At 50.0% G+C, this 21,705-nt stretch carries 16 protein-coding genes; 2 read left to right on the top strand and 14 right to left on the bottom strand.

What is annotated here, in order from left to right; all coding sequences use genetic code 11:
* Positions 1-413: 413 nt before the first annotated feature.
* The 10 genes from AC6ESO_RS08885 to AC6ESO_RS08840 all read right to left on the bottom strand — a co-directional run bounded on the left by AC6ESO_RS08885 (position 414) and on the right by AC6ESO_RS08840 (position 11,886).
* The gene (locus AC6ESO_RS08885) at positions 414-1,658 is read right to left on the bottom strand and encodes a DUF455 family protein (RefSeq protein WP_497091097.1); all 1,245 of its coding nucleotides are present in this window, start codon (positions 1,656-1,658) and stop codon (positions 414-416) included.
* Between the two features lie 27 nt (positions 1,659-1,685).
* Positions 1,686-2,489 (bottom strand): sugar phosphate isomerase/epimerase family protein, encoded by an 804-nt coding sequence (locus tag AC6ESO_RS08880; protein WP_497091096.1) that lies wholly within the window; start codon positions 2,487-2,489, stop codon positions 1,686-1,688.
* Positions 2,476-3,669, bottom strand: coding sequence for a dihydrodipicolinate synthase family protein (locus AC6ESO_RS08875; protein WP_497091095.1), 1,194 nt, complete (start codon positions 3,667-3,669; stop codon positions 2,476-2,478). The genes AC6ESO_RS08880 and AC6ESO_RS08875 overlap by 14 nt, the downstream gene beginning before the upstream one ends.
* A 1-nt stretch (position 3,670) precedes the next feature.
* A complete protein-coding gene (locus tag AC6ESO_RS08870; protein WP_497091094.1) occupies positions 3,671-4,834 on the bottom strand; it encodes a Gfo/Idh/MocA family protein in 1,164 nt (387 codons plus the stop codon).
* 125 nt (positions 4,835-4,959) lie between these two features.
* The gene (locus tag AC6ESO_RS08865; protein ID WP_497091093.1) at positions 4,960-5,730 is read right to left on the bottom strand and encodes a Nif3-like dinuclear metal center hexameric protein; all 771 of its coding nucleotides are present in this window, start codon (positions 5,728-5,730) and stop codon (positions 4,960-4,962) included.
* Positions 5,727-6,533, bottom strand: coding sequence for a Nif3-like dinuclear metal center hexameric protein (locus AC6ESO_RS08860; protein WP_497091092.1), 807 nt, complete (start codon positions 6,531-6,533; stop codon positions 5,727-5,729). Before AC6ESO_RS08860 ends, AC6ESO_RS08865 begins: the two co-directional genes overlap by 4 nt.
* A gap of 55 nt (positions 6,534-6,588) precedes the next feature.
* Positions 6,589-7,566 (bottom strand): aldo/keto reductase, encoded by a 978-nt coding sequence (locus AC6ESO_RS08855; RefSeq protein WP_497091091.1) that lies wholly within the window; start codon positions 7,564-7,566, stop codon positions 6,589-6,591.
* A gap of 34 nt (positions 7,567-7,600) precedes the next feature.
* Complete coding sequence (gene atzF, locus AC6ESO_RS08850) at positions 7,601-9,400, bottom strand: allophanate hydrolase (RefSeq protein ID WP_497091090.1); 1,800 nt, start codon at positions 9,398-9,400, stop codon at positions 7,601-7,603.
* A gap of 48 nt (positions 9,401-9,448) precedes the next feature.
* The gene (locus AC6ESO_RS08845; RefSeq protein WP_497091089.1) at positions 9,449-10,498 is read right to left on the bottom strand and encodes a lactonase family protein; all 1,050 of its coding nucleotides are present in this window, start codon (positions 10,496-10,498) and stop codon (positions 9,449-9,451) included.
* Positions 10,495-11,886, bottom strand: coding sequence for an MFS transporter (locus AC6ESO_RS08840; RefSeq protein WP_497091088.1), 1,392 nt, complete (start codon positions 11,884-11,886; stop codon positions 10,495-10,497). The genes AC6ESO_RS08845 and AC6ESO_RS08840 overlap by 4 nt, the downstream gene beginning before the upstream one ends.
* Positions 11,887-12,090: 204 nt before the next feature.
* On the opposite strand from AC6ESO_RS08840, the gene AC6ESO_RS08835 reads away from it, so the two are divergent.
* Positions 12,091-12,867, top strand: a complete 777-nt coding sequence (locus AC6ESO_RS08835) for a carbon-nitrogen hydrolase family protein (protein WP_497091087.1) — start codon at positions 12,091-12,093, stop codon at positions 12,865-12,867.
* Here the strand turns inward: AC6ESO_RS08835 and AC6ESO_RS08830 are convergent.
* The 4 genes from AC6ESO_RS08830 to AC6ESO_RS08815 are packed head-to-tail and all read right to left on the bottom strand — an operon-like array spanning position 12,864 to position 19,627.
* On the bottom strand, positions 12,864-13,661 hold the full coding sequence (locus tag AC6ESO_RS08830; RefSeq protein ID WP_497091086.1) for a carbon-nitrogen hydrolase family protein: 798 nt from the start codon (positions 13,659-13,661) through the stop codon (positions 12,864-12,866). The two genes, AC6ESO_RS08835 and AC6ESO_RS08830, sit on opposite strands and share 4 nt — an antisense overlap.
* 2 nt (positions 13,662-13,663) lie before the next feature.
* The gene (locus AC6ESO_RS08825) at positions 13,664-16,327 is read right to left on the bottom strand and encodes a hypothetical protein (protein WP_497091085.1); all 2,664 of its coding nucleotides are present in this window, start codon (positions 16,325-16,327) and stop codon (positions 13,664-13,666) included.
* A 36-nt stretch (positions 16,328-16,363) separates the two neighbouring features.
* Positions 16,364-17,353 (bottom strand): aldo/keto reductase, encoded by a 990-nt coding sequence (locus AC6ESO_RS08820; protein WP_497091084.1) that lies wholly within the window; start codon positions 17,351-17,353, stop codon positions 16,364-16,366.
* A 21-nt stretch (positions 17,354-17,374) separates the two neighbouring features.
* Positions 17,375-19,627 (bottom strand): glycoside hydrolase family 31 protein, encoded by a 2,253-nt coding sequence (locus AC6ESO_RS08815; RefSeq protein ID WP_497091083.1) that lies wholly within the window; start codon positions 19,625-19,627, stop codon positions 17,375-17,377.
* A 412-nt stretch (positions 19,628-20,039) separates the two neighbouring features.
* On the opposite strand from AC6ESO_RS08815, the gene AC6ESO_RS08810 reads away from it, so the two are divergent.
* Positions 20,040-21,539: an ABC transporter substrate-binding protein gene (locus AC6ESO_RS08810; RefSeq protein ID WP_497091082.1), complete on the top strand. Its 1,500-nt coding sequence runs from the start codon at positions 20,040-20,042 to the stop codon at positions 21,537-21,539.
* Positions 21,540-21,705: the final 166 nt, after the last annotated feature.

Here is a 21,705-nt window from a genome sequence, read left to right as displayed (position 1 = left end):
CATCATTCAAATAGTTGTGCTTAACTGTTAATAACAACTCAATATTTAACATAATCGTGAATCGATTAAACGCTCCTCCTCCATCTATGGAGAATCGCAATTCTCTTAAATGCTCTCGTTTTCTTAGATGATGACCAAGTGTTCTTCTTCACAGATAACATCGGAATGGAACAAAGTTGTAGATGAAGAAATTTGTGGGGCTGGTAAAGGCGCGAAAAAGTCTCCACTTAAGCTCATGGCGGTCAACCCTCTCACATCTCTCAGAGTCAACGCTACTACATTCCTTCATTTAACCTGCCCATGAGGTGGAGAACAGATATGCTGCCCGACAGGATCTTTGTCCGTATGGATAGTGCCGTTTCCAACGAGTGAAGCCGATTAAGCCACACACGCCGGATTTTCAATTCACACTATCACCAAGGGGCTTTACGCCCATCAGGCATATTTTGTTGGAACTCTGCAAGATAAATCGAGATTTCCGTTTGGACATCTTCAACTGTACGCGCATCGTCCTGAAGGAAGTATTCGATCCACCTTTTCCCGTATCGGACATGGTTGACCTCGTCAGACCAGTCCACATCAGCGAGCAGCTGAGACCGGAAATCCCGTTGTTTTTCGTAAAAGCGTACCCGTTCGCTCTTACGTGGCATGAAGAACACTTCAAGCCCTAGCGTCAAGTAACAGAGCCGGTGAAGTAGCGGCATGTTCCTCGATTGTTCGAACAGCACCATGTTGATTTTGTTCGGCTCAATGCCCAGTTCGCGTAGTCGGATCGCTCCGAACTCGGCGTGGCGCACTTCGTCCCAGAAATGATGGGCGATATCCATGAAGTACTGCCGGGGAGCACTGAATTTCCAAGATTCGTAAATAATCGTCGCCAATTGAGCCGCCGCATAAAACTCGTTGAAGTACACTTCGAATTCGCCAATGCAACGTTCTCTAAGCGGCAGTGATTTTTTTGACTCATACGTGCCCATCTCCGCCGTCTGCAGCCTATCGTCAAAATGAATCGACATTGGCCACTCGAAGCGTACCGATTCAGCAGGCCTGGATATGGCGCCTTCCTCCCAGGGTTGCATTCCGCCGATTCCGCCGATACCGCCGGTCGCCCGTAGCAAACTGTCGAGATAGCGAGTCCAAGCCAGAGCCGCCTCGCTATTCTGAGTGCCAGACGGTTCTGCATGTCCCAGCTTTCCGAGATCCGCGATTTCCTGGGCGACATCCTGCGACAGCCTCCGTAAAATCCGAATCTCCAAGGCGTTTGCGGAAGCATCGGTTGCATCCAGATGCTCACGATAGGTTTCCTCCAGTCGATGTAAGACGAGGATCAGCCCTGCCGTAAAGCTTTCCCTATCAGGGGCATGTACGATCTCTTCCCCAAACCGCTCGAACTCCGGTTCTAGATTGGCATTGCGGTTTCCGCCGCGCATTTCTTCCAATCGGCCATGTAATTCATATAACCTTTCCGAATGAGCGAACAGACCGTAACCAAGTACGATTTTGGCTTCCCAATCCGGATTTTTCAGAAACCACCCCGCTAATGCTCTGACGCAGCTATGCTCGATATAGGCATAGCGGCGGAACAAATCGACGGTTTTGCCGATCTCCAAACCACCTTGGGCGCGGCCGGCAACGTATGACAGCAATTCACCCTTCATGTTATACACTCCCTAAGCTCTTGATCGTCATACGTGCTGATTATACCTTTCCTTCATTAAGGCTAGCACTTCGTCTCCAGGTGCATCCCAGATGGACCGGTTAAAAATCTCAACCTCGATTGGCCCTGTATACCCTGCAGAGTCTACGGATTGCCGAATCCGGCGTATATCAATGACTCCATCGCCCATCATGCCCCGGCCCATGAGCAGATCCGGTGTCGGCACGATCCAGTCAGACACATGGAAGCCTAAGATGCGGCCGCTCGCCCTTGCGATTTGGCGATATAAGTCCGGATCCCACCATACATGAAAAACATCGACGACAACGCCGACTTGATTCGCAGCGTACCTTTCCGCGATATCACTAGCTTGTGAAAGTGTATTAATAACAGAGCGCTCAGCGGCATACATCGGATGTAGCGGTTCGATTCCAAGGCGTACGCCACATGAAACCGCATAAGGGACAAGCTGCTCAATGCCTTCTTCCACCATTTTTCTCGCATCGTCAATATTGCGGTCAGGCGCGGGTCCACACACCAGCACCAGCACGTCAGTTCCAAGCTCGGCCGCTTCCTCAACGGCGCGACGGTTATCATCCATTCTCGCTTGACGTTCACTCTCCGTAGCCGCCGGAAACATCCCGCCCCTGCAAAGACTCGATACCCGCAAGCCCGCGTCCCGCACGTACCGCTTTGTATCCGCCAAGCCCGCTTGCTGTACTTTATGACGCCACAAGCCTATCCATGGAATATTCGCGCGCGCGCAGCCTTCTGCCGCCTCTCGCAAATTCCAGTTATCGGTCGTAATTTGGTTCAGACTAAGACGCTCCATACAATCCCCCCGTCAACCGATCGATTCCCGCCAAATTCAGCACATGATTCATTCTGTGTACCGCAATTTCCGGGTTTTCCAGCAGCCCCGCCTGATCAGCAAGCATGAACAATTTCGACAAGTGGACGATTGACCGCGCTCCTTCCGCCCCGCCGAGCATGCGAAAGTGGTTCTGATAACCGTTCAGATAAGCCATAAAGACGATGCCAGTCTTATAAGCGTAAGTAGGTTGTTGAAAAATGTGGCGCGACAGTGCGACAGTCGGTTCGAAGATTGCTTCATAACGCGACAGATCCCCCTCGTCCAGCGCTTGGATCGCGGCTGAAGCCGCAGGGGCTATGGCGTCGAATATCCCAAGCAACGCATGACTAAACCCTTGTTCGTCCCCACGGATTAGTGAAGGATAGTTGAAATCGTCCCCGGTATACATACGAACGCCGTTCGGAAGCTGCCGTCTCATCTGAATTTCTTTATCCACATCCAGCAAAGAGATTTTGATCCCGTCCACCTTGTCCGGGTTGGAGCGGATGACGCGAAGGCATACTTCCATAGCCGTGTTCAGATCCTGATGTCCCCAATACCCTTTCAAAGCTGGGTCGAACATATCACCGAGCCAGTGTAGAATGACCGGACGGGATACTTGACGCAAGATTTTGCCATACACACGCTCGTAATCTTCCGGACTTGCCGCACAAGCTGCCAAGGCGCGGCTCGCCATCAGGATCACCTGACTGCCGCAGCTTTCGACGAATGCGCATTGCTCTTCGTATGCGGCTTCCACTTGCAACAGCGTGACTTGAGGCCCCGGAGCTAGATGATCCGTGCCGGCGCCGCATGCGATCGTGCCGCCGACGGACCGAGCTTCCGCAGCCGAGCGCCGGATCAATTCTTGTGCCCGTATCCAATCCAGACCCATGCCTCGCTGGGCCGTATCCATCGCCTCAGCGACGGACAGGCCGAGCGACCATAGACGGCGCCGATAGGCCAAAGTCGCATCCCAGTCGATTTGCGCGTGATGCAGCGGATCCCTATCGGCGAGCGGGTCGCAGACGACATGCGCTGCGGCAAACGCGATACGGCTCGTCAGCCTATTTTGCTGCGGGATAATAAGTTTCGTGTCGCTGAGCGTATACGGAGTTAGAGAACCTCCTGCCAAAGGCAACTGCAACGTAACCCCCATTTTATTTCCCCTCCTGCAGTCTAAGCTCAGGAATGTCTACCCAGCGCCGCTCTCTCCAGGATTGCAGGCCCAATTCGGACATTTGCGTACCTTTGGCTCCCTCTAGCAAATCCCACGGGAACGGACTTCCTGTTACGACATGCTTCAAGAACAGTTCCCACTGCACTTTAAAGCCGTTATCAAACGGTTGATTGTCCGGAACTTCCTGCCATTGTTCGAAGAAATTGAACGGATTCGGAATATCCGGGTTCCATACCGGCTTCGGCGTGTTGACGCGGTGCTGGGCTTTGCAATCCCGTAAACCCGCTACCGCACTTCCTTCCGTGCCGTCCACCTGAATGGAAAGCAGATCATCGCGGTTGACGCGAACCGTCCAAGACGAATTGGCCTGAACTACGATGCCGCCGTCCAGTAGAAACGTCGCATACGCTGAATCGTCTGCTGTACACCGATATCTGTTCCCTTGTTCGTCCACCCGCTCCGGAACATGCGTAGCACCCAGACAAGAAATGGATCGAACTTCACCAAACAAGTTGTCGAGCACGTATCGCCAGTGCGCGAACATATCGACAATAATGCCGCCGCCGTCTTCCTGACGGTAATTCCAGGAAGGACGCTGTCCCGGCTGCCAGTCGCCTTCGAATACCCAGTAACCGAATTCCATCCGTACGGACAGAATTTTTCCGAAAAAGCCCGAATCGACCAACCTTTTCAACTTCATCAGTCCCGGAAGGAAAAGCTTGTCTTGGACCACGCCGTTTTTGACTTCCGCAGCCCTGGCTAATTGCGCTAATTCGAGGGACTGCTCCAAGCTGTCCGCCGTCGGCTTTTCGCAATAGATATGCTTGCCCGCTTTTATCGCCTTCTTGATGCTTTCAGCACGATGCTGCGTCGTCTGGGAATCAAAGTATATTTGAAAATTCGGATCGGCCAGGCATTGATCCAAATCTGTACTCCACCGCAAACCTCCGTGTTTCTCCGCAAGCGCTTTCAATTTATGTTCTTGCCGGCCGACAAGAATGGGATCCGGCATAATCGTATCACCGTTCGGAAGCGCAACGCCTCCTTGATTTCGAATTGCGAGGATGGATCGAATGAGATGTTGATTTGTCCCCATTCGTCCTGTTACACCATTCATGATAATACCTACCGTTACGATTGCCATTTGCTGTTCCCCCCTAAGATATTAAATACGGCTATGAAATCAATATAATGCATGCCATATGCAGCGTCTTATCATAATCAGAAGTGTTTCTCGGATTTGGAAACGATAGTTCTACAAGTAGGAAGTTAAGCAAAAACTCGCCACGGACGCGGCTCATCAATAAAAACGGCGCCATCGTTCCACTCGTCTAAATCGCCGGCTAGCATTTGCAGTCCAATACCATCAAAATTTGTATGTCCAAGTGCGATCATGCCGATGCCAAGCTCCTGCGCCGCCCACTTTGGATACTCATCCGTTTCGCCACAGATGAGCACATCAGGGTGCAGTCTTGTGTATTTGGTCATGCCCTGCGGTTGACGGGTAATACCTTCGCCGCCATTTAGCACTGCAAAGGTGCTGACCTTTCTGTCGGCATGACCAGTAACCATAACCTCGTCTATCGACAGTGATTCCATCAGGCTGTCGGCTAATTCACCCAGACTGACTTCCGGAATGGAGTATAGTTGTTCTTCAACAGCAACAAGCTTGCCATCACTGGAAATGCCGGCAGCTTCAAGGAACGCTTTGCGCTGATAGGGCATTTCAATCGACTTGTTTGCTATGAACACCGTTATACCATGTTTAATTAACGCGCAGACACGCGGATAATTTATTTTTTCGCTAAGATGCTTTTCAAGCAGTCCCCCGCTGTAGCTTGTGGGAAAGAACATTCGCTCATGGATAACCATAAGGTTGCAGCCCTCGGCGACGGCGCGCTCGATTGCCTGTAGTGTGGCAGTAAAGCAGACAGCAATTCTTGTAATCTCTCGATTGGTGTCGCCAAAGCAGAAGCCTTCGCCGTCAGTCAGCGTAATGCCCTTATCGGTAAAAAAACTTGTAAGCTCATTCATCTTCATGCCAAGGCACCCCGATCAATGGAATTGTTTCTTGTTCTAAGTGCCCATGGGCGCTTATTCTCATAAAAGTGGATCGGCACCGGGAAGTGTCGCTTTAACTGCTGGCTGACGATGAGCAGTCCAGGGTTTTCGCTATAAGCATGGGAGGTTTCGATGTAGCAAACCCCTGCGTCCTTTGCGGCAAGGATCGGCAATTCCTCAGCCTCGCCTCCAATCAGCACGTCACAGCCCATCTTTATCATTTGCTGAACGGTGTGAGGATTTGCAGAAATACCAACACCGCCCCATATAAGGCCCGCACGCTTAACCTGCTTGTTAGGGTCCCCAAAGACACGCAAGTAGGGTAGGCTTATGTTGGTTTTTACCTGCTGACATACTTCGTCAAATGACTTTTGTTCAAAATCGTAGTATCTGTATGAATATTCGTGGGCGGAAATCGTCGGGTTAGTGAAGCCGAGCTTGTCACCAAACGCGTCCAAAATACATAAGTGATCGAGCGTACCGTGCGCACGAAACAGCGTAATACCGGTTTCCGCAAGTACTTTCATGCGGAGAAATGTCGCACCGCACAAATCATCCTCTAGGCTTGCACCGCTATAAACAGGTGGGAAATTCAGCTCCTCATGGGTGATAATCAGGTTGCAGCCCGCGTCACGCGCGGCATGGATTGCCTCAACAGACGGCATCCAACAAACCATGATGCCGGTGACCGTTATATTGTCGGGACCAAAACGAAAGCCTTCGTCGGAGTATAAGCTTAAGCGGTTAATCTGCCAAAACGAAAGAATATCGGAAGCTATCATTGTGCTATCACTCCTCTCATACTTAAAGTTGTGGGGAAACCGTCACAGCACAAACTCACCAATAGTAGGCTTCATATAAATTCCTAATCCAGCGATGTTTTCTTGCCAGCTCCAGAAATATATCTTCCGGCAATGATTCTTGCTCTAGTGCGGCAATATTCTCATCCGCATATTCGATAATATTCATCGAAGTCAATGCGGTGGTTACGCCCGGGTGATGAGTGGCAAACTTAATGGCTAGCTGGGCTAAGCTTTGGGCAAATTGCGGTACGAACTTGTTCAGCCTATTAACGCGATCCGAATACTCATCTCTATTCACACTTTCAAAAAAAGACTTGCGGAAATCTTTATCCTTAAAAGTCGTATCTTTTTGCAAAAATCCAGTCAATCCGCCTTCGTCCAAAATACATCTAGCAATGACGGCAACGCCTTCCTTCTGGCATATCGGAATAAGGTTATCCAATGCAATGGGATCAAAAATATTAAGAATCGTTTGCACCGAGTCGATTTTGCCGCTGCGAACCAATGAAATAGCCATGTCATGGCGGTGGTCCGGGAGCGATATTCCGATGAAACGGATCTTCCCCTCCTCCTGCAGCCTTAGCAAATCTTCCATCCAATAATCGACATCATCCCATTGCGGCCAATACTGATGCATTTGCATCAAATCTATCGTTTCGATATCCATCTGCTTCAACGACTCTTCCACGCTCGCACGGATGGAACCCACGGGATAGGCATCCTCTACCGGAATCGACGTTCCCCAGCCAATGGAGGATGAACGCGAAGCTGCTTTAGAAGCAACGAACGGACGCGTACCGTTCCACTCTTTAAGTGCTTTTCCAACAATCCTTTCAGAAACTCCGTAGCCGCGTGCAGTATCAATGAAATTAACGCCTTTATCCAGACAATGCAGGATGGAACGGATCAAGTAGCTTTCGTCATGTGCGCCAAAGGAACCGCCAAGCCCCATAGCACCAAAGCCTAGCTGTGAAACGGATTCTCCCGAGTTGGAGAATGATTTGTATTTCATACGGCTGCCTCCTCGTTCAATTTCTCCTCTTTGACTACGTTCTGTTGTGAACTACAGCATCACGCCAAGAACCATAGGCTGTAATGTCTTCAGATCCGACTTCCGCGTAAGCTTCGCAAATAAAGCCCGGTACCTCCGTGCCGTCGCTAAGCTCCACCTTCCCGATTCCAAGCGGTGCTGGAATTCCCGCAGCGAATCTGCCGAAGGCGGCTAATGGCATCTCCCATACTTCGAGCCGAATAGCCGCTCCCCCCTGCGTCTGCTTGATCATGCCCGGTTTTGCAGGTGTTGTCGGCAGCTTAATGAGCCGATATTTCGCAGCGCTCTCGGCTTCGCGTACAAAAACAGCGCCGCATGCTTGCATTTGCTTCTCGAGCGGGAAGCCTCGCATATGCAAGCCGCATACGGCAACCAGCGTCGTAATCGTAATCTCCGCTCCGCTGGTGCCTAGCGTTTGTTTGTCCGCGAATGCAGACTGCAGTCGCTTAGCCGCACTGCACAGCAGCGTTTCGTTCTCCGCTGTAGCGAACAACGTGACTCCAAAGGGCAAATTCACTTCCGCTTCGCCAGCCTGCACGGCAACCGCGCATAGATCTAATAGATTGCAATGATTCGTATAACGACCCAGATCGCTGTTCGCACCGATTGGATTCGCTCGAACTTCATCTCGTGTCCAAGTACCGCCGCAGGTGGGCATAACGAGCACCGCATCTTGCAATAGCTGCTTGGCTTCAAGCTTGAATCGCTGCAGCTTATGCGCGGCTTGAAAAACAGAAGCAGCCGTATACACTGGGGATGCGCCGGTTCGAAGCACTTGCTCCGTCACAGGAAAGGCAGCGCCAGGATGGCTCTCAATAAACGGCCCAAGGTCTGCCCAGCGCTCCGCCACCCATGGTCCGCCATACAGGATGGAGGCAGCTTCTGTGAACAGCTCCATATCTACATAGGTAATGGGCAGTCCCAGTGCTTCGACCGCAGTGACAGCATTTACCCAAGCCAAGCGATATGACTCCGCAAACGGACCGTAGAATGAAGGTGTTTGCCCAGGCAAACATATCCTTGCGGGGAGCTTATTCATTAGAGGATGTGCGCTCTCTCTTGACCAAGGGTCCGATTCTTCCACGCCGCGCGCAAATATATCAACTGCCATCGCATCATCCAGCGTATGCGCGAATACGGTGACGCAATCCAAGCTTGCACAGGCAGGGACGACGCCTTTCGTCGGCCAAGCGCCGAGGCTCGGTTTGTAGCCGACCAAACCGTTGAGCGCAGCCGGTACACGGCCGGACCCGGCTGTATCCGTCCCTAGCGAGAAAGCCGCTTGCCCCCTTGCAACCGCCACAGCGGAGCCGGAGCTGGAGCCACCGCTAATCAGCTCGCTGCGCAGCGCGTTATGGGTTTCACCGTAAGGACTGCGTGTGCCGACAAGTCCGGTCGCGAACTGATCTAGGTTTGTTTTGCCGATCGGAATGGCCCCTGCACATACAAGGCGCTGCACGACAACGGCACTTACGTCAGGCGTATACGCGAATTCGATGCAACCGGCCGTTGTCGGCACACCAGCCAAATCGATGTTATCTTTAACCGCGAACGGAACGCCCCATAGCGGCATTCCTTCCGGTGCGGTTTGGGACAATCGCTCCAGATAAGGCTCGATCAACGACATCGAGGGCGGGGTGATCCAAATATTCATCGCCTGATCCGCTTCCGAGCGCCGGATAATTTCCGCGACCACATCAGCAGGCGTCAGTTTCTTTGCAGCGTACTTGTCTCTAAGCCATGACAGCGTCAGCTCTCGCGGCCACTCTGAATGCGTGTTCGTGGTCAATGCCATCCGTGCGGCACCTCTCTTTCTCCTTCTCTCATCTCGCAAGCCTTCTAGTTATGCGTAAGATTCAGCCAACATGACAAAGGTTGGTGAACCTACCTTGTGGATGATGATGGGGACCTCAGAAAGTGCACCGGAGGCAGGGTCTCTATCAAAAACGGTGAGCGAGTGCGAGTTTTGGTTGCCGCAATATAAGTACCTTCCATCTTTGGAAATGGTAAAGTGTCGTGGAAATTCTCCCCCGCAATCGAAGATGCCTTCGGGTCTTAATGTGCCGTCAACGTTGTATGTGTAGCAAGCGATGGTGTCGCTGCCGCGGCTGGACGCATACACAAACGCGCCGTCCGGTGAAAACTGCACTTCAGCTGCTTCGGACTTGCCAACAAATCCTTCGGGGAGGCAGGTGTACGAAGCTTGTTCGTTCAAAGTGCCCTGCTCTTCATCGAACGTATAGTGAATGACCCTATTGCCGTTTTGAGTGATGACATATAGATTTCGGTTATCATCCGAGAAGGTTACAATGCGCGGTGCAAAGCCGGGGGTTACGTGGTAACGGTGAACCTCATGAAGTTTGCCGCCATCGGAATGACGGTAGACGTACACGATATCATTGCCATAGTCGGCAGCAACGATATACTTGCCGGTCTTGTCGAATACGGCACAGTGAGCGCGAGGTATATCCTGTTCGGGCGCGGGGCCATGGCCTTCATGTTGATCGAGCGAAACAATATCACCCAAGGTACCGTCTTCGTTGAGCGAAATCGTAACTGTATATCCGTGTGTGTAACTCGAGCCGGTCAAGAAGGACGCATCTGGCGCAATTGCAGTGTGGCAAATATCCGCACCTGGGGTTGACACGGTGTTGAGGAGTGTCAAATAGCCCTCTTTGTCAACGCTAAATGAAGTCAAGCTTCGCTTGCCATCATGCTCTTGCACGACATACATATAACGGCGGTCGGGAGAATAGATCATGAAACTCGGTCCAATCATGGAGACAACCTGCAGCGTTTCAACCGTCTTCTTTTCTGTATCCATAGCGACATAGTATAGCCCATGACTATCACTTGTGTGGGTGTAAGTTCCGATGTACAGTTTTTGAATCATGAGAGCCGACTCCTTTTATGTAATCTAGATAATTTAATTGTGTAAGCAGCGCAGGCAAACAGCAGTACGGCTGCTGTGAAAAACAGAATCTGAAGACTGGAGAAAGGAAACCCGATAATCTTGACTGTGATGTCACCCATTTGATTGACAAGAATGGAAGCAATAAACGTGCAGCCGAATCCCAAAATACCAGTCAAAGCATTCATGACCGACAAGCAGGTTGTACGAATTTCTTCCGGCATGGCTGCAATTTGAATGTTAAACATAGAAAAGTTAATGCCAGCAAACCCAACAGCCGACTCAACAAACAAAATCGGCAAGAGAATCCATGCATTTTCTTTGATCGTAAAAGCCCACAACACATAATGAATGGCAATGAGGACAATAGACCAGTAGCAAACAAAGTAATAGCCTTTGCGTGAGGCCAGCTTGCCTGCAAGAGGAATCAAAAAAACACGACATACCATGGAAATAACAGAGAGAACGGTAATATAGGTGAAACTTAAACTTAGCGTTTTGACTTGATACACGGAAGAGAATGGGCCTGCAAAGCTGGCACCGACGTTCCAAAGCAGCATCATATAGAACACTTGGACAAAGGCTTTATGACGAAACGGTTCCCATAACTTAATTTGAGTTTTGTTTTTAACAGGTTTTGGGGTATCAGAGGTATGTTTAGGATTCGTGGGTTCGATCTGAGTGGTTTGTTCTTCGATAAGCTGTGCTTGCTTGGTTTTAGGTTCGTCTGCGAGGATGAGAATGACGATATTGATAACCGTATGCACTACTATCACACAGGCTATAAATAAAAATGCGGATTTTCGGCCAGAGGAAGCCGTTATTACATCTACAGCGCGGCCTACAATGAGCATCGCAATGGCGCCTACAGCCAGAGAAATAGCTTCCCGATTGGCAAAATACTTACTTCGCATCTGATGCGGAACGAGATCCACAATCCAGTTCGTGCCGCCGGGACCGCTAAAGTTAGTCATAACATGAATCATGATATATAAGAAAATCATCGATGGCAGTGCTAGTGTGGTGTCAAATAATACAAGCGGGAGAAGGAAAATCATGGCCGAGAAAAGCTTAATGATAGAGGCGAAAATGATAACAGCTAATTTGCGCCTTTTTAAGCTGCCAAAGAAAAAGGCAGATAACAACTGAATCGGGGTCGCTAACGATGGAACAGCAGCGATAATGCCGTTTAGCGCATCAGATCCGCCGAGATAAGTAACCCATCCTGCGAGAAAAGGACCGGAAGTAAACGTGTTAATATTGGTAGCCAAACTCAAGTCCGTTGTGAACAACCGGCGGCTGCGGCCATACCGGATGCCGTCTTTTACCTCTTTATCTCGATTACGCCAAAAAGGAATCGCAATCCCCATGCTGCTCCTCGCCCCATCCTCGACAGTCTACTTAGGACATTCCAAACAGCATTTACTTAAAGATTAAAACTATATATAATAGAATTACCGTTTTACGAATGAATACTGTCGTAAATCTAACATTTACATCAATTACTTAGTTCATATTATTACATTAGTGCCTTTTCGTCAATCAGATTATTGAACCGAGGAGCTGAAATGACAATGAAGATTAGAATTGGAATGGGTCAAATGCGAGTAGTGCCGGGCGATGTCGAAGCCAACATGAATCGTGCGATTGACATGATTCGCCGGGCTAAGGAGAACGGTTGTCAAATCGTCGTGCTGCCCGAATGTCTGGATTACGGCTGGACTCATCTTGGAGCAAAGGAACTCGCGCAGCCGATTCCGGGACCACTCAGCAACAGATTGGCAGAGGAAGCCCGCAAAACCGGCTTATACATCGCCGCAGGATTGACGGAGAGAGAGGGAAAGTACCTCTATAACTCATCCGTCCTTCTATCTCCCACAGGCGACATTCTCATCAAACATCGCAAAATCAACGAGGTCCCTTTCGCACGAGAACTTTACCGCAGAGGAGACAAGCTGGAGACGGTTTCTACCCCGCTCGGCCGGATTGGCTTAAACATCTGCGCAGACAACTGGCCTAGCTCCCTCTCCTTAGGCCATTCCCTTGGTTTAATGGGCGCGCAGATTCTCTTGTCGCCTTGTGCTTGGGCTGTACCCCCGCAAGACCTGGCTGTCAGAAAACCATACGGAGAAGAATGGAGAAGCGCTTATTCGACGCTTGCGCTCACGCATGGAATGGCGGTTATCGGTACCAGCAATGTCGGCCCTGTCATAGGCGGCGCTTGGGACGGTTGGTCATGCATCGGTTCATCCTTGGCTGTTGATGCCGGCGGCAATGTGATTGCCAAAGCCGAATACGGAGAAGATGCCGAACAATTGCTTGCCTTTGATCTGGCAGTTGAACTTGATTAGCTCGTTATTGTATAAGTAAAATATTGCTCTCCCCGGTCAGGGGCCTTTACCTTCCATTGTCCATCCGGCCCGATTACGCCTCCGGAGCAAGCGTTTCCTTGTTCAACAGGAAACGCGTTATCAACGGTTACAATCCAGACGCCTCCAGCCTTCGCCCTCATTTGGAGATTACTTTCGTGAAACTGACGAACGACTCTCTGTGAGAAATCGCTCTCGTCGCGCCCGCCGTTGACCGCATGAAAGATTACCTTGGCTCCCATTGTCGACAACTGTTGAGAGAGATGCGTATCCGGCAATGGCGAGCATTGCGGATTGGCCCACATATCATTACAGATCAATCCGCCGATCGTATCGCCATTGAACCGGAACACTTCCAGAGGCTTAACCGTGAAATCATTGATTTCCCCGACCGGCGGTTCCGTCAGCGAACCGCATGTTAATGTTTTGGAATGAAAGCCCAAGTATCGCCCCGACTTGTCATAGAACCGGAGCTGATTATAGCAATGGCCGTCTTCTTCTTCTTCGAAACAAGTTCCCAAGGCCAGTCCGATTCCCGCTTCTCTCGCCAATGCGACGACATCTGCCAATGCTTTCCTAACTTCCGTCCGATCAAACCTATTATGATAGCCGCTGAGCGAGCCTTCCGGCGTCAACAGGATATCCGCTTTTTCTTCCGCAGCATAAGCAATCCCGCGTGTAATCGCTTCGACATTAGCATCGACAGAGGTATCATTCACACAAATTTGAGCGCCCGCTATACGCATATTTTCTCTCATCCCCTTCTTATCGATCATACTTACTTCACCACGTACAAGTCGCCTCCCGCAGGCAGCAGGATTTCCAAACCTCCGTCGTGGTCGATGTCGGACAGGATCACTTGTGTGGTTGAAAACCCGAGATTAGTCTTGAATTTAATCGTGCCGGAAACACCGATGGCGTACAAGAAACCATTGGCAGCAGTGAAGACAAATTCTTCTTCTCCATCGCCGTCTATGTCGGCAACCGCAATCGTACTTGTTGAAAGCACGCCGAGCGGCTCACTCCACACAATCTCGCCTGTGAGCGCGTCACAACATTTAAAGTAAAGGTCCTCGTAAATACCGCCCAAATAAACCTTGCCTTGCGCATCCTGGGCAATGCCCTGAAACATGCCTCTGCCCTGATCCTCTTTGACGGATGACCATACATGCTCCCACAGACCGTTGCTTCTCTTCAACAAGCCGTTCTCCACATACTGAACGCCGTGCAGCAATATTTCGTCTTCGCCGCAGTGGTCTACGTCAAACATCGCGCAATGACCGTAGCCCACCCAGCGGCAATTTAACAGTCCGGGCAAGTTCTGTTTCTCATGCAGCGGTTTTCCTTCCTTGCCGTCAACTTCAGCGACGAAGAAGCTTGCAATGTAGGTCATGTCGTCAAGCCCATCCTCTTCGATCGAATGGGTAGCCATATACCCCCAGATCGAGCCGTTCCCCCTGTCGTGACCATCGCTGCGAAGCCGCCAGATCACCTCGCCTGTCAGGCCGTTGACCATAATCATCGAATTTCTGTGCATCTCGCTTTCGGTAAAGACGCACAAAATATCGTAGTGATCCGGAGATGTATAATGACCAAAGGTATACGTCATGATCTTGCCTCTTTGCGGATACTTGCCCAAATAATTACGCCACAGCAAATTGTAATCGTTGTCGTACAGCTCGATCAGCGCACCGGGGCCTACATATACAAATTCCTTAATGCCGTCTCCGTTGACATCCCATGGCGAAACCGACAGATGCACGATACCGGTAGGCAATCCGGGCGAATATTGAATATATTTATGGGAGGAATAAAAGGTGTTTACGACTTCGAAATGAATGGTACCATCCGTGCCGGTCACAGGTTTTAATAGTTTGTTATCGGCACTTATCAGCTGGCATGGGTAGCCTTCGACATTCGTTGCCGTAACGGCGGATAACTGTTTGCTTAACACAACCGGAATCGAGAAGATCAATTTCTGCCCTGCCTGTGAAAGGTCAAACAGCTTGATTTCATTATAATGTCGGCACATTACGGCATAGCGTTCAAGGTCGGGGCGGTATACAAAATCCATGAACTCCATTTGCAGTCCGTCATTTAATACATATTTCATCGTAACGGAGTTGTCGGCGTTCAGCGTGAAAAATTCAATGCCGCTGCCGGTATAGATCATGATTTCCTTGTGCCCGTCACCGTCAATGTCTTCTGCATAGAAGTGCAGGTCGCAGTAGTCGATCCCACCGTATTGACTATGGTTTTGGCCCGGCGTTGTATACTCCTGCCTGGCGTATTGCACCGCATTTCCGCTCACGGCAGCCAGAGAGGTCACCGTGCCATCCCGGATCAGGCAAATCTCGATCGTGTTATCGGCAGGGTTTTCAAACACGGTTTCAATCAGGCCATCGTTGTTCAAATCCCCCGCATAGATCACCTTTTTATCCTTGATCACATACTTTTCGTTGCCGTTGCTAATATCAATTATTCTTACGGTTAATTCGGTAACATCAGTGTCGATGGTAGTTGTAAATATTTCGGCCTTACCATCATTGTCAACATCAGCCACAGGAGTCGTGGGGAAGTGCATCTCGGTCTTGGCGTACCCGTAATCGTTGTCCCACATCATACTGAATTGGTTGTCTTTGAAATCGGCGGCCCATGCGTGAATTTCAACGCAATTGTTCACGATCACAACTTCGTCCACGCCGTCGCCGTCAACATCAAACAAACCCGAAAAGCCATAGTTTCGTACATCCGTACCTTGAGCGCTGTATTCAAGTTCACCTGTTTTGATGTTGTACATTTCGATATGATCGTGGCAGACATTCAGTACGCTTGGAACACCGGTCCCTTTCACATCACCAACGACCACAACAGGCGGATAGTACAAATCATGTCTGCCGCGGTGAATTTTCCACAAAGGCTCTTTCACGTCATATCCGTTGTCAAAGGTAAAGAACAAGCCAAACTCGCCAAACAGTGCGATTTGGCAGCCTATAACTGCGGGGTCAAGCTTGCCTGCAGCTATTCTTGCCGGAGCAGTCGCATTTTTTAAAGGCAGCGTATATTCCCAACATACATCCCCTGTCTTACCCGACAAGATAACAAGGCGAACACCACCTTCGAGCAGTAGGATATTCATATCGTCTCCATTGCCCAGGAAGTCGCAGAACGAACGAATAGAACCGGAAATTTGCCGTTGCCACAGCAAATTTCCGTTAAGGTCGTATACATTAATCCAGCCGGATTCGATTATAATCAGTTCCTCGTAACCGTCAAGGTTTAAGTCATACGTCCAGGCACTGGTCGTACCTTCCTCTTTATTTTCCCATTTGCCAACAACTTTCGGATCTGTAATTCGGCCTGTACCCGCGCTTCTTCCCGTTAGACGCAGATCGCAGCGGGGAAGTGCCCAGTCCGCGTAATGAGTCGGTGTTGTCATCATCTTCCATCACCTTTCATGATCGGCATCATACTTCCTTTAATAAATTCTGCTTTCTGCCCGATTCACATAAAGATCCGGCGTGTCCCCTAGCTTATGATTAATATCATCGCTGAGCGCATCAAGCTCAGCCATGACTTCAACTGACAAATCCAAACCGGCAGCAACATTGTTGTGTTCCAACTGGTCCAGGTCGCGAATACCCGCTATCGTCGACGAAATTCCTTTGTTGATCGAGTAAGCCAGGGAAAGCTGGGATGTCGATATGCCCAATCGCGCCGAAATCCGGTTTAAATGATCGACCAGTTCGAACATTTCGGCTTCCACGCCCGGCTCGCGGTGATTCGCATTATTGATGCCGTTGTCGGCAAAGTGTCTTGATCCCGTGCGATTATAAGGCACTTCTGAAGTATCCTTATACTTGCCTGTCAACAAGCCTTGCAGAATCGGCATATAACCGACAATGCCATATCCCACTTCCCTGCACTTCGGCCAGATAGCTGATTCGATCGCACGGCATGCGATATTGTAGCACAGCTGGTTGGCAATCACTTTAACGCCTGATTCCTCGATCCAGCCCATCTGCTGCATGCCAAAATTGCTGACTCCGATATGGCGTATCTTTCCTTCTCGGCGGAACTTGTCAAACAACAGCAGCGTATCAATCACCTTCTGCTTATCTCTGGACGGCCAGTGAATCATATAGAGGTCGATATAGTCGGTCTTTAGCTTGTTCAGCGCCCCGTGCAGGCTCTCTGTTCGCTCTTGGTCCGTTTCTTTGATGCCAACTTTGTCGCATATGATGACCTTACTTCTTTTTCCATCCAAAGCATTGCCTAACGATTCCTCGCTGCCGGTATACCCTTCGGCATTATCGAAGAAATTGATGCCGCTGTCGATCGCCCCGTGAACAACCCGCTTGACATCGTCTTGCGACTGGTCGCCCCAGTATCCGCCGCCGAAGGGCCAGCAGCCAATCCCAAGTGCGCTAACCGACAAATCCGAATCACCCATTAGGTTGTACTTCATATACAACACCTCCGAATCGATTTAGTAAAGCAGATTAGCCGTGCTTGCTCCATCGTTAGCGCCCGGCATATGGAAGATGACTTTCCCATCCAAGGTGGTGCACGTCGTCTCGATCCCGTTCACAGTTACAGTCGGAAGCGCAGCCTGACAAATCACCGTGATCTTCCAGTCGCGAGCAGACTTCATGCCATCGAAATTCCCTTGCCGCGGATGAATGCTGACCTTTATGCCCGCAGCGTCTTCACTCACTTCAATCAGCGTGGAGGCTATCGCTCCTCCTTGATAGTTGTTCGTAACGCCATCATCCTCGTACAAGGTGTAACAGCTTTCTCCTTCCGGATACAGCAGCAGTTCCATATGTTCCTCATCTGCTCCGGTAATATAATTCCGTGGGGCCCATTTAGGCACTATCGCTCCTCCCTTGAGGAAGAAGCCGCCGCCACGGTTCACCGGCACTTCGTAATCGATCCATCTTCCGCCGGCAAATTCTTCGTTCGTCCACATATCCAACCACTTCCCTTGAGGGAGATAGATACGATCATTGAACGAACTGATCAGCATGGAGGGGCCGTACATATACTGCGTAACGTTATCCCAAGTCTCGCTGACCTCAGGGTACACGAGCGGCATACTCCGGACGAGCGGCATCGAATCGATATGGGCTTCCAACGCTGCAGAGTAGGAATAAGGTGCGATGCTGTAGCGAAGTTTCACATACTCCCTGAATATCTCTTCGATATCGTCGCCTGCGTACCACGGCTGGAAGAACCCGGCCCAGCTGTCCAGCAGCGGCCATGCCGTGAACATGGCATAATGCATTCTTTCCTTCGTATGCAAGTCCATGTCGCAGCTCATGTTGGGATGTCCGTGCATGCCCAAGTTGATAATCCATCCCAGAGATTTCTTGCCGCCGCCGCTGTCGCCGCAAGTGGTCGCTCCCCAGCGCTGGATACCGCTGAAACCGCCGCAGAAATGATGCATCGGACGCCGTCCGGTATGTTCCTCGAATCCCAGATGCATCTGTTTGGACAGAACCGTCTGCAGCAAGTTGTGAATTTCGGGATCACTCATGCCATTGGCGTAAACTTTCTGAGGATCAGACGAATCGGTATAATGCGCCGGGTCAACCTTGAACCCGTCCACCCCCTCATCGACAAACCGCTTCAGATGGTCGAACCACGGCTCGATGCCGAAATCCGTATCGTTCCCGGCTCGGCGTTCCTCCTCCGGAGTGAAGTCATGCGTACAATTCAACCAGACAGAGAGCTTGAATCCGTAGCGGCGCAGCACGCTGACGAACGTGCCGGGATAGTTCTTCTCGCGATCCCCGTCCGGCGTGCGCATCCAGTCGCGAACCATGAATTTCTGTTCGTTCCAATCCTTCGATGTACTGCCATCGTACTCTCTTTGCATCCAGCCCGGCTCCAGAGAGATCATGTCGCAAGGGATATCCTCGCGCCGGAAATCTCGTGCATCCTGCAAGACATCGAAGTTACGTGCATGATAGTTCGCTATGTAGCTGAGGCCGTACATCCATTTCGGAAGCAGACAAGGCGCACCCGTTAATCGCGTGTACTTCTGTGTAATTCCATGCAATGAACCACCGTACAAGACAAAAAAGTCGATTTCACCGTGGTCCCCGTAGAAATACATCTGATCCTGTTCACGCGCGCCAATATCCGTTCCGTGCCACCAGGCTGTGTTAAAGAACACGCCCCAACCTCGCGAACTCATCGCCATTGGGATCGGCAGTTCATTTTTCTGGTATAAGACACGGTTCAGAACCGACTTGCCGTTAAACATCAGAAATTCGTCGGCAGCCTCGCCGAAGCCGTATATTCTGTCTTCATCAGTAATTGAGAAGGAGGCGCCGAAGGGAGGGACATTACTTTCGAATGCGCGTTCTTCAAATTTGGTGCAATTCTGACGATCGTACCAGTGCTCGAGCCGGTCTTTCAACCACTCTCCCCGCTCCTGCCACTTCTGGATCGAGCTTTCACCCCACCCCATCAGCGTGATCGCGGACGTGATCCCTTCTGCACGCATGAGAATCTGATGGTTCGCAGCGTCAATAGTTAGCGATACCGGGCCTACTGTCAGCGTATTCCCGTTCACTTGGGAACTGCAATCGGGATCCGGACTCGCATCGACGATGCTGTACCGTTCAGAAATCGATTGTGCAAAATCCTTTCCCATACGAACCCGAATAATGCCGTCTGCAATCGCTTCCAACTGAATGCTACATTGATCACCTATCTCATATTTCATCTTCATATTCATCCGCTCCTCGAAAATAAATATGTTGATTGTGTTATTCTATGAAATGCTTTTTATTCAAAACTATCTATTCGACCTTCAAGTCCCTCTGCGGTTTATGATTCCTTTCCAATTTCCGTTAATTTATAACCTTACATCTCACTTACATTACGAATTACGCCCCCCTACACATCGAGTCTTGGATTACACGTAATTTATAGACGCATTTTCCCTTGAAAACCCTTACACAATCAGTATTTTTATACTAGGTTCAAAATAGCACAAAAAGAACCTAATTAAAATATCTAAATCCCTAAAATAGCAATTAAATTTAAATCTTGACGTAAGTAAGTGGGGTACATATAATAAAGTTATCTATTTAACACGATAGATAACGCAGTGCAACACAATTTCAGGGAGGGAAAAAAGTATGAAGAGAAAGACTGCATTGATCTGTATCATGGCTATGATTTTCATCGTTGCGAGCGCTTGCAGCAACAATAATAACGCCGGCAGTTCAACATCACCCCCTGAATCCACAAACGCAAACGCATCCGAAACCGCAAACACAACCGAAGCCACAAACACAACCGAAGCTGAAGCCGAGACGCAAGAACCGGCGGAAACACCTGTATATGAAGATTTGGGCGGCGTCACTGTAAAATTTGCTAACTGGGGGGACAGCAGCTGGTCGAAGCCGGGCGATGACGAGAAAGGCCTGCGCGAACAAGCTTTTCGTGAGGAGTTAATGAAGAACTACAATTTCAAAATCGAATATCTTGCCATTCCCGATGATAGTTACCTGCCGACAGTCACTTCATCGATCATGTCTGGCAATCCGGCTGCGGATGTCTTCAATCTCATGATGGACGCCATACCGGGCTTTGCGGCCAAAGGCTTGCTCTACCCGCTTGATACGGTCAAAAGCTACGACTTTATTAATGACCCGAGTATTCAAACTGCCGTGCGCGATGCAGTCACCTGGAACGATGGGCATACATATGCCTACTACAGAGGATCAAGTGCATACCTGGGCAGTAAAACGTTCACCGTGTTCAACAAGAAAATTGCGTCCAGCCTCGGCTTAGATCCTTACGATCTGTGGGCTAAAGGAGATTGGACATGGGACAAATTCCAGGAGTATGCCGCATTAGCGACAAAGGATACCAACAATGATGGCGTCAACGATCAATGGGGCTTGACAGGTGACATGGTCCTCCTTCCTCTTGGATATGTCGGTTCGACAGGCGCTGAGCTGCTCGATAAAGACCACAAAGTTCATTACAACGATCCTAAAGTAACGCAAGCTCTGGATGCTTTCAAGAATCTGAAGCCATACCTGCAAGCAGCACCTGAAGGTTCCAACTGGGACTTCTATATGACTGCATTCGCCAAAGGGAATGTACTGTTCTCACAAGCTAATCAGTGGTGGATGACTTCCAGATACCAAGATATGCAAGATGATTGGGGCATCGTCCCTTTCCCACTTCCGAAAGCGGGAGATCCGTACTATACCGTATCTGATATCGAAGGCGTTCAAGCAATCCCGTATAATACAAAGAACCCTGAAGCGGTTGCTACAGTCATCAAGCTGCTGGCCCAACCTCGTCCATGGGATCTAGACGAGAACGGACAGCCTCTCGTAGACAAATCGGATCCGAACTGGTTCTGGCCGGATTACGAGAACCAAGTCAGAGACGAGCAATCCCTGGAATCTCTTAGCACAATCATCAACAACGAGAAATTCTACTTCGACAAGCAACGTATGTACAACGTCTATTGGAGCGACCCTGGTTTTCAAGCGATGGGCCAAGCTGTCTGGGATGGTACTATGACGCCGGCTCAAGCGATCCAAGCTAACGAGAAGCCAACCCAAGAGAAGCTGAATGCGTTCCTTGCGGAAGCCAACAGCGCAGCAGCCGCGAAATAAACGAAATCATTCGTCATGTAAGATCAAGTAAAGACAAAGTCCTTTCGAACTGAACTGCACCCCTTATAGTGGACATTGGAAAAACACCCTAGTGTTTAACCGATGAAAACTATAGGGGGTGCTTTTTGTATGGCAAGAAAGGGGCAACGACTTCAGACATATAGCT

The sequence above is a fragment of the Paenibacillus rhizoryzae genome (assembly GCF_059686995.1).
The sequence above is the reverse complement of the archived record's forward strand: the minus strand, read 5'-3'. Positions and strand labels throughout refer to the sequence as shown.

What these genes read in the sequence shown, in the direction of transcription:
- AC6ESO_RS08820 (WP_497091084.1), bottom strand. Translation starts at nt 17,353, where the DNA reads ATGAAGTACAACCTAATGGGTGATTCGGATTTGTCGGTTAGCGCACTT.
- AC6ESO_RS08865 (WP_497091093.1), bottom strand. Translation starts at nt 5,730, where the DNA reads ATGAAGATGAATGAGCTTACAAGTTTTTTTACCGATAAGGGCATTACG.
- AC6ESO_RS08810 (WP_497091082.1), top strand. Translation starts at nt 20,040, where the DNA reads ATGAAGAGAAAGACTGCATTGATCTGTATCATGGCTATGATTTTCATC.
- AC6ESO_RS08840 (WP_497091088.1), bottom strand. Translation starts at nt 11,886, where the DNA reads ATGGGGATTGCGATTCCTTTTTGGCGTAATCGAGATAAAGAGGTAAAA.
- AC6ESO_RS08830 (WP_497091086.1), bottom strand. Translation starts at nt 13,661, where the DNA reads ATGATCGATAAGAAGGGGATGAGAGAAAATATGCGTATAGCGGGCGCT.
- AC6ESO_RS08825 (WP_497091085.1), bottom strand. Translation starts at nt 16,327, where the DNA reads ATGATGACAACACCGACTCATTACGCGGACTGGGCACTTCCCCGCTGC.
- AC6ESO_RS08870 (WP_497091094.1), bottom strand. Translation starts at nt 4,834, where the DNA reads ATGGCAATCGTAACGGTAGGTATTATCATGAATGGTGTAACAGGACGA.
- AC6ESO_RS08845 (WP_497091089.1), bottom strand. Translation starts at nt 10,498, where the DNA reads ATGATTCAAAAACTGTACATCGGAACTTACACCCACACAAGTGATAGT.
- AC6ESO_RS08875 (WP_497091095.1), bottom strand. Translation starts at nt 3,669, where the DNA reads ATGGGGGTTACGTTGCAGTTGCCTTTGGCAGGAGGTTCTCTAACTCCG.
- AC6ESO_RS08815 (WP_497091083.1), bottom strand. Translation starts at nt 19,627, where the DNA reads ATGAAGATGAAATATGAGATAGGTGATCAATGTAGCATTCAGTTGGAA.
- AC6ESO_RS08835 (WP_497091087.1), top strand. Translation starts at nt 12,091, where the DNA reads ATGAAGATTAGAATTGGAATGGGTCAAATGCGAGTAGTGCCGGGCGAT.
- AC6ESO_RS08880 (WP_497091096.1), bottom strand. Translation starts at nt 2,489, where the DNA reads ATGGAGCGTCTTAGTCTGAACCAAATTACGACCGATAACTGGAATTTG.
- AC6ESO_RS08860 (WP_497091092.1), bottom strand. Translation starts at nt 6,533, where the DNA reads ATGATAGCTTCCGATATTCTTTCGTTTTGGCAGATTAACCGCTTAAGC.
- atzF (WP_497091090.1), bottom strand. Translation starts at nt 9,400, where the DNA reads ATGGCATTGACCACGAACACGCATTCAGAGTGGCCGCGAGAGCTGACG.
- AC6ESO_RS08885 (WP_497091097.1), bottom strand. Translation starts at nt 1,658, where the DNA reads ATGAAGGGTGAATTGCTGTCATACGTTGCCGGCCGCGCCCAAGGTGGT.
- AC6ESO_RS08855 (WP_497091091.1), bottom strand. Translation starts at nt 7,566, where the DNA reads ATGAAATACAAATCATTCTCCAACTCGGGAGAATCCGTTTCACAGCTA.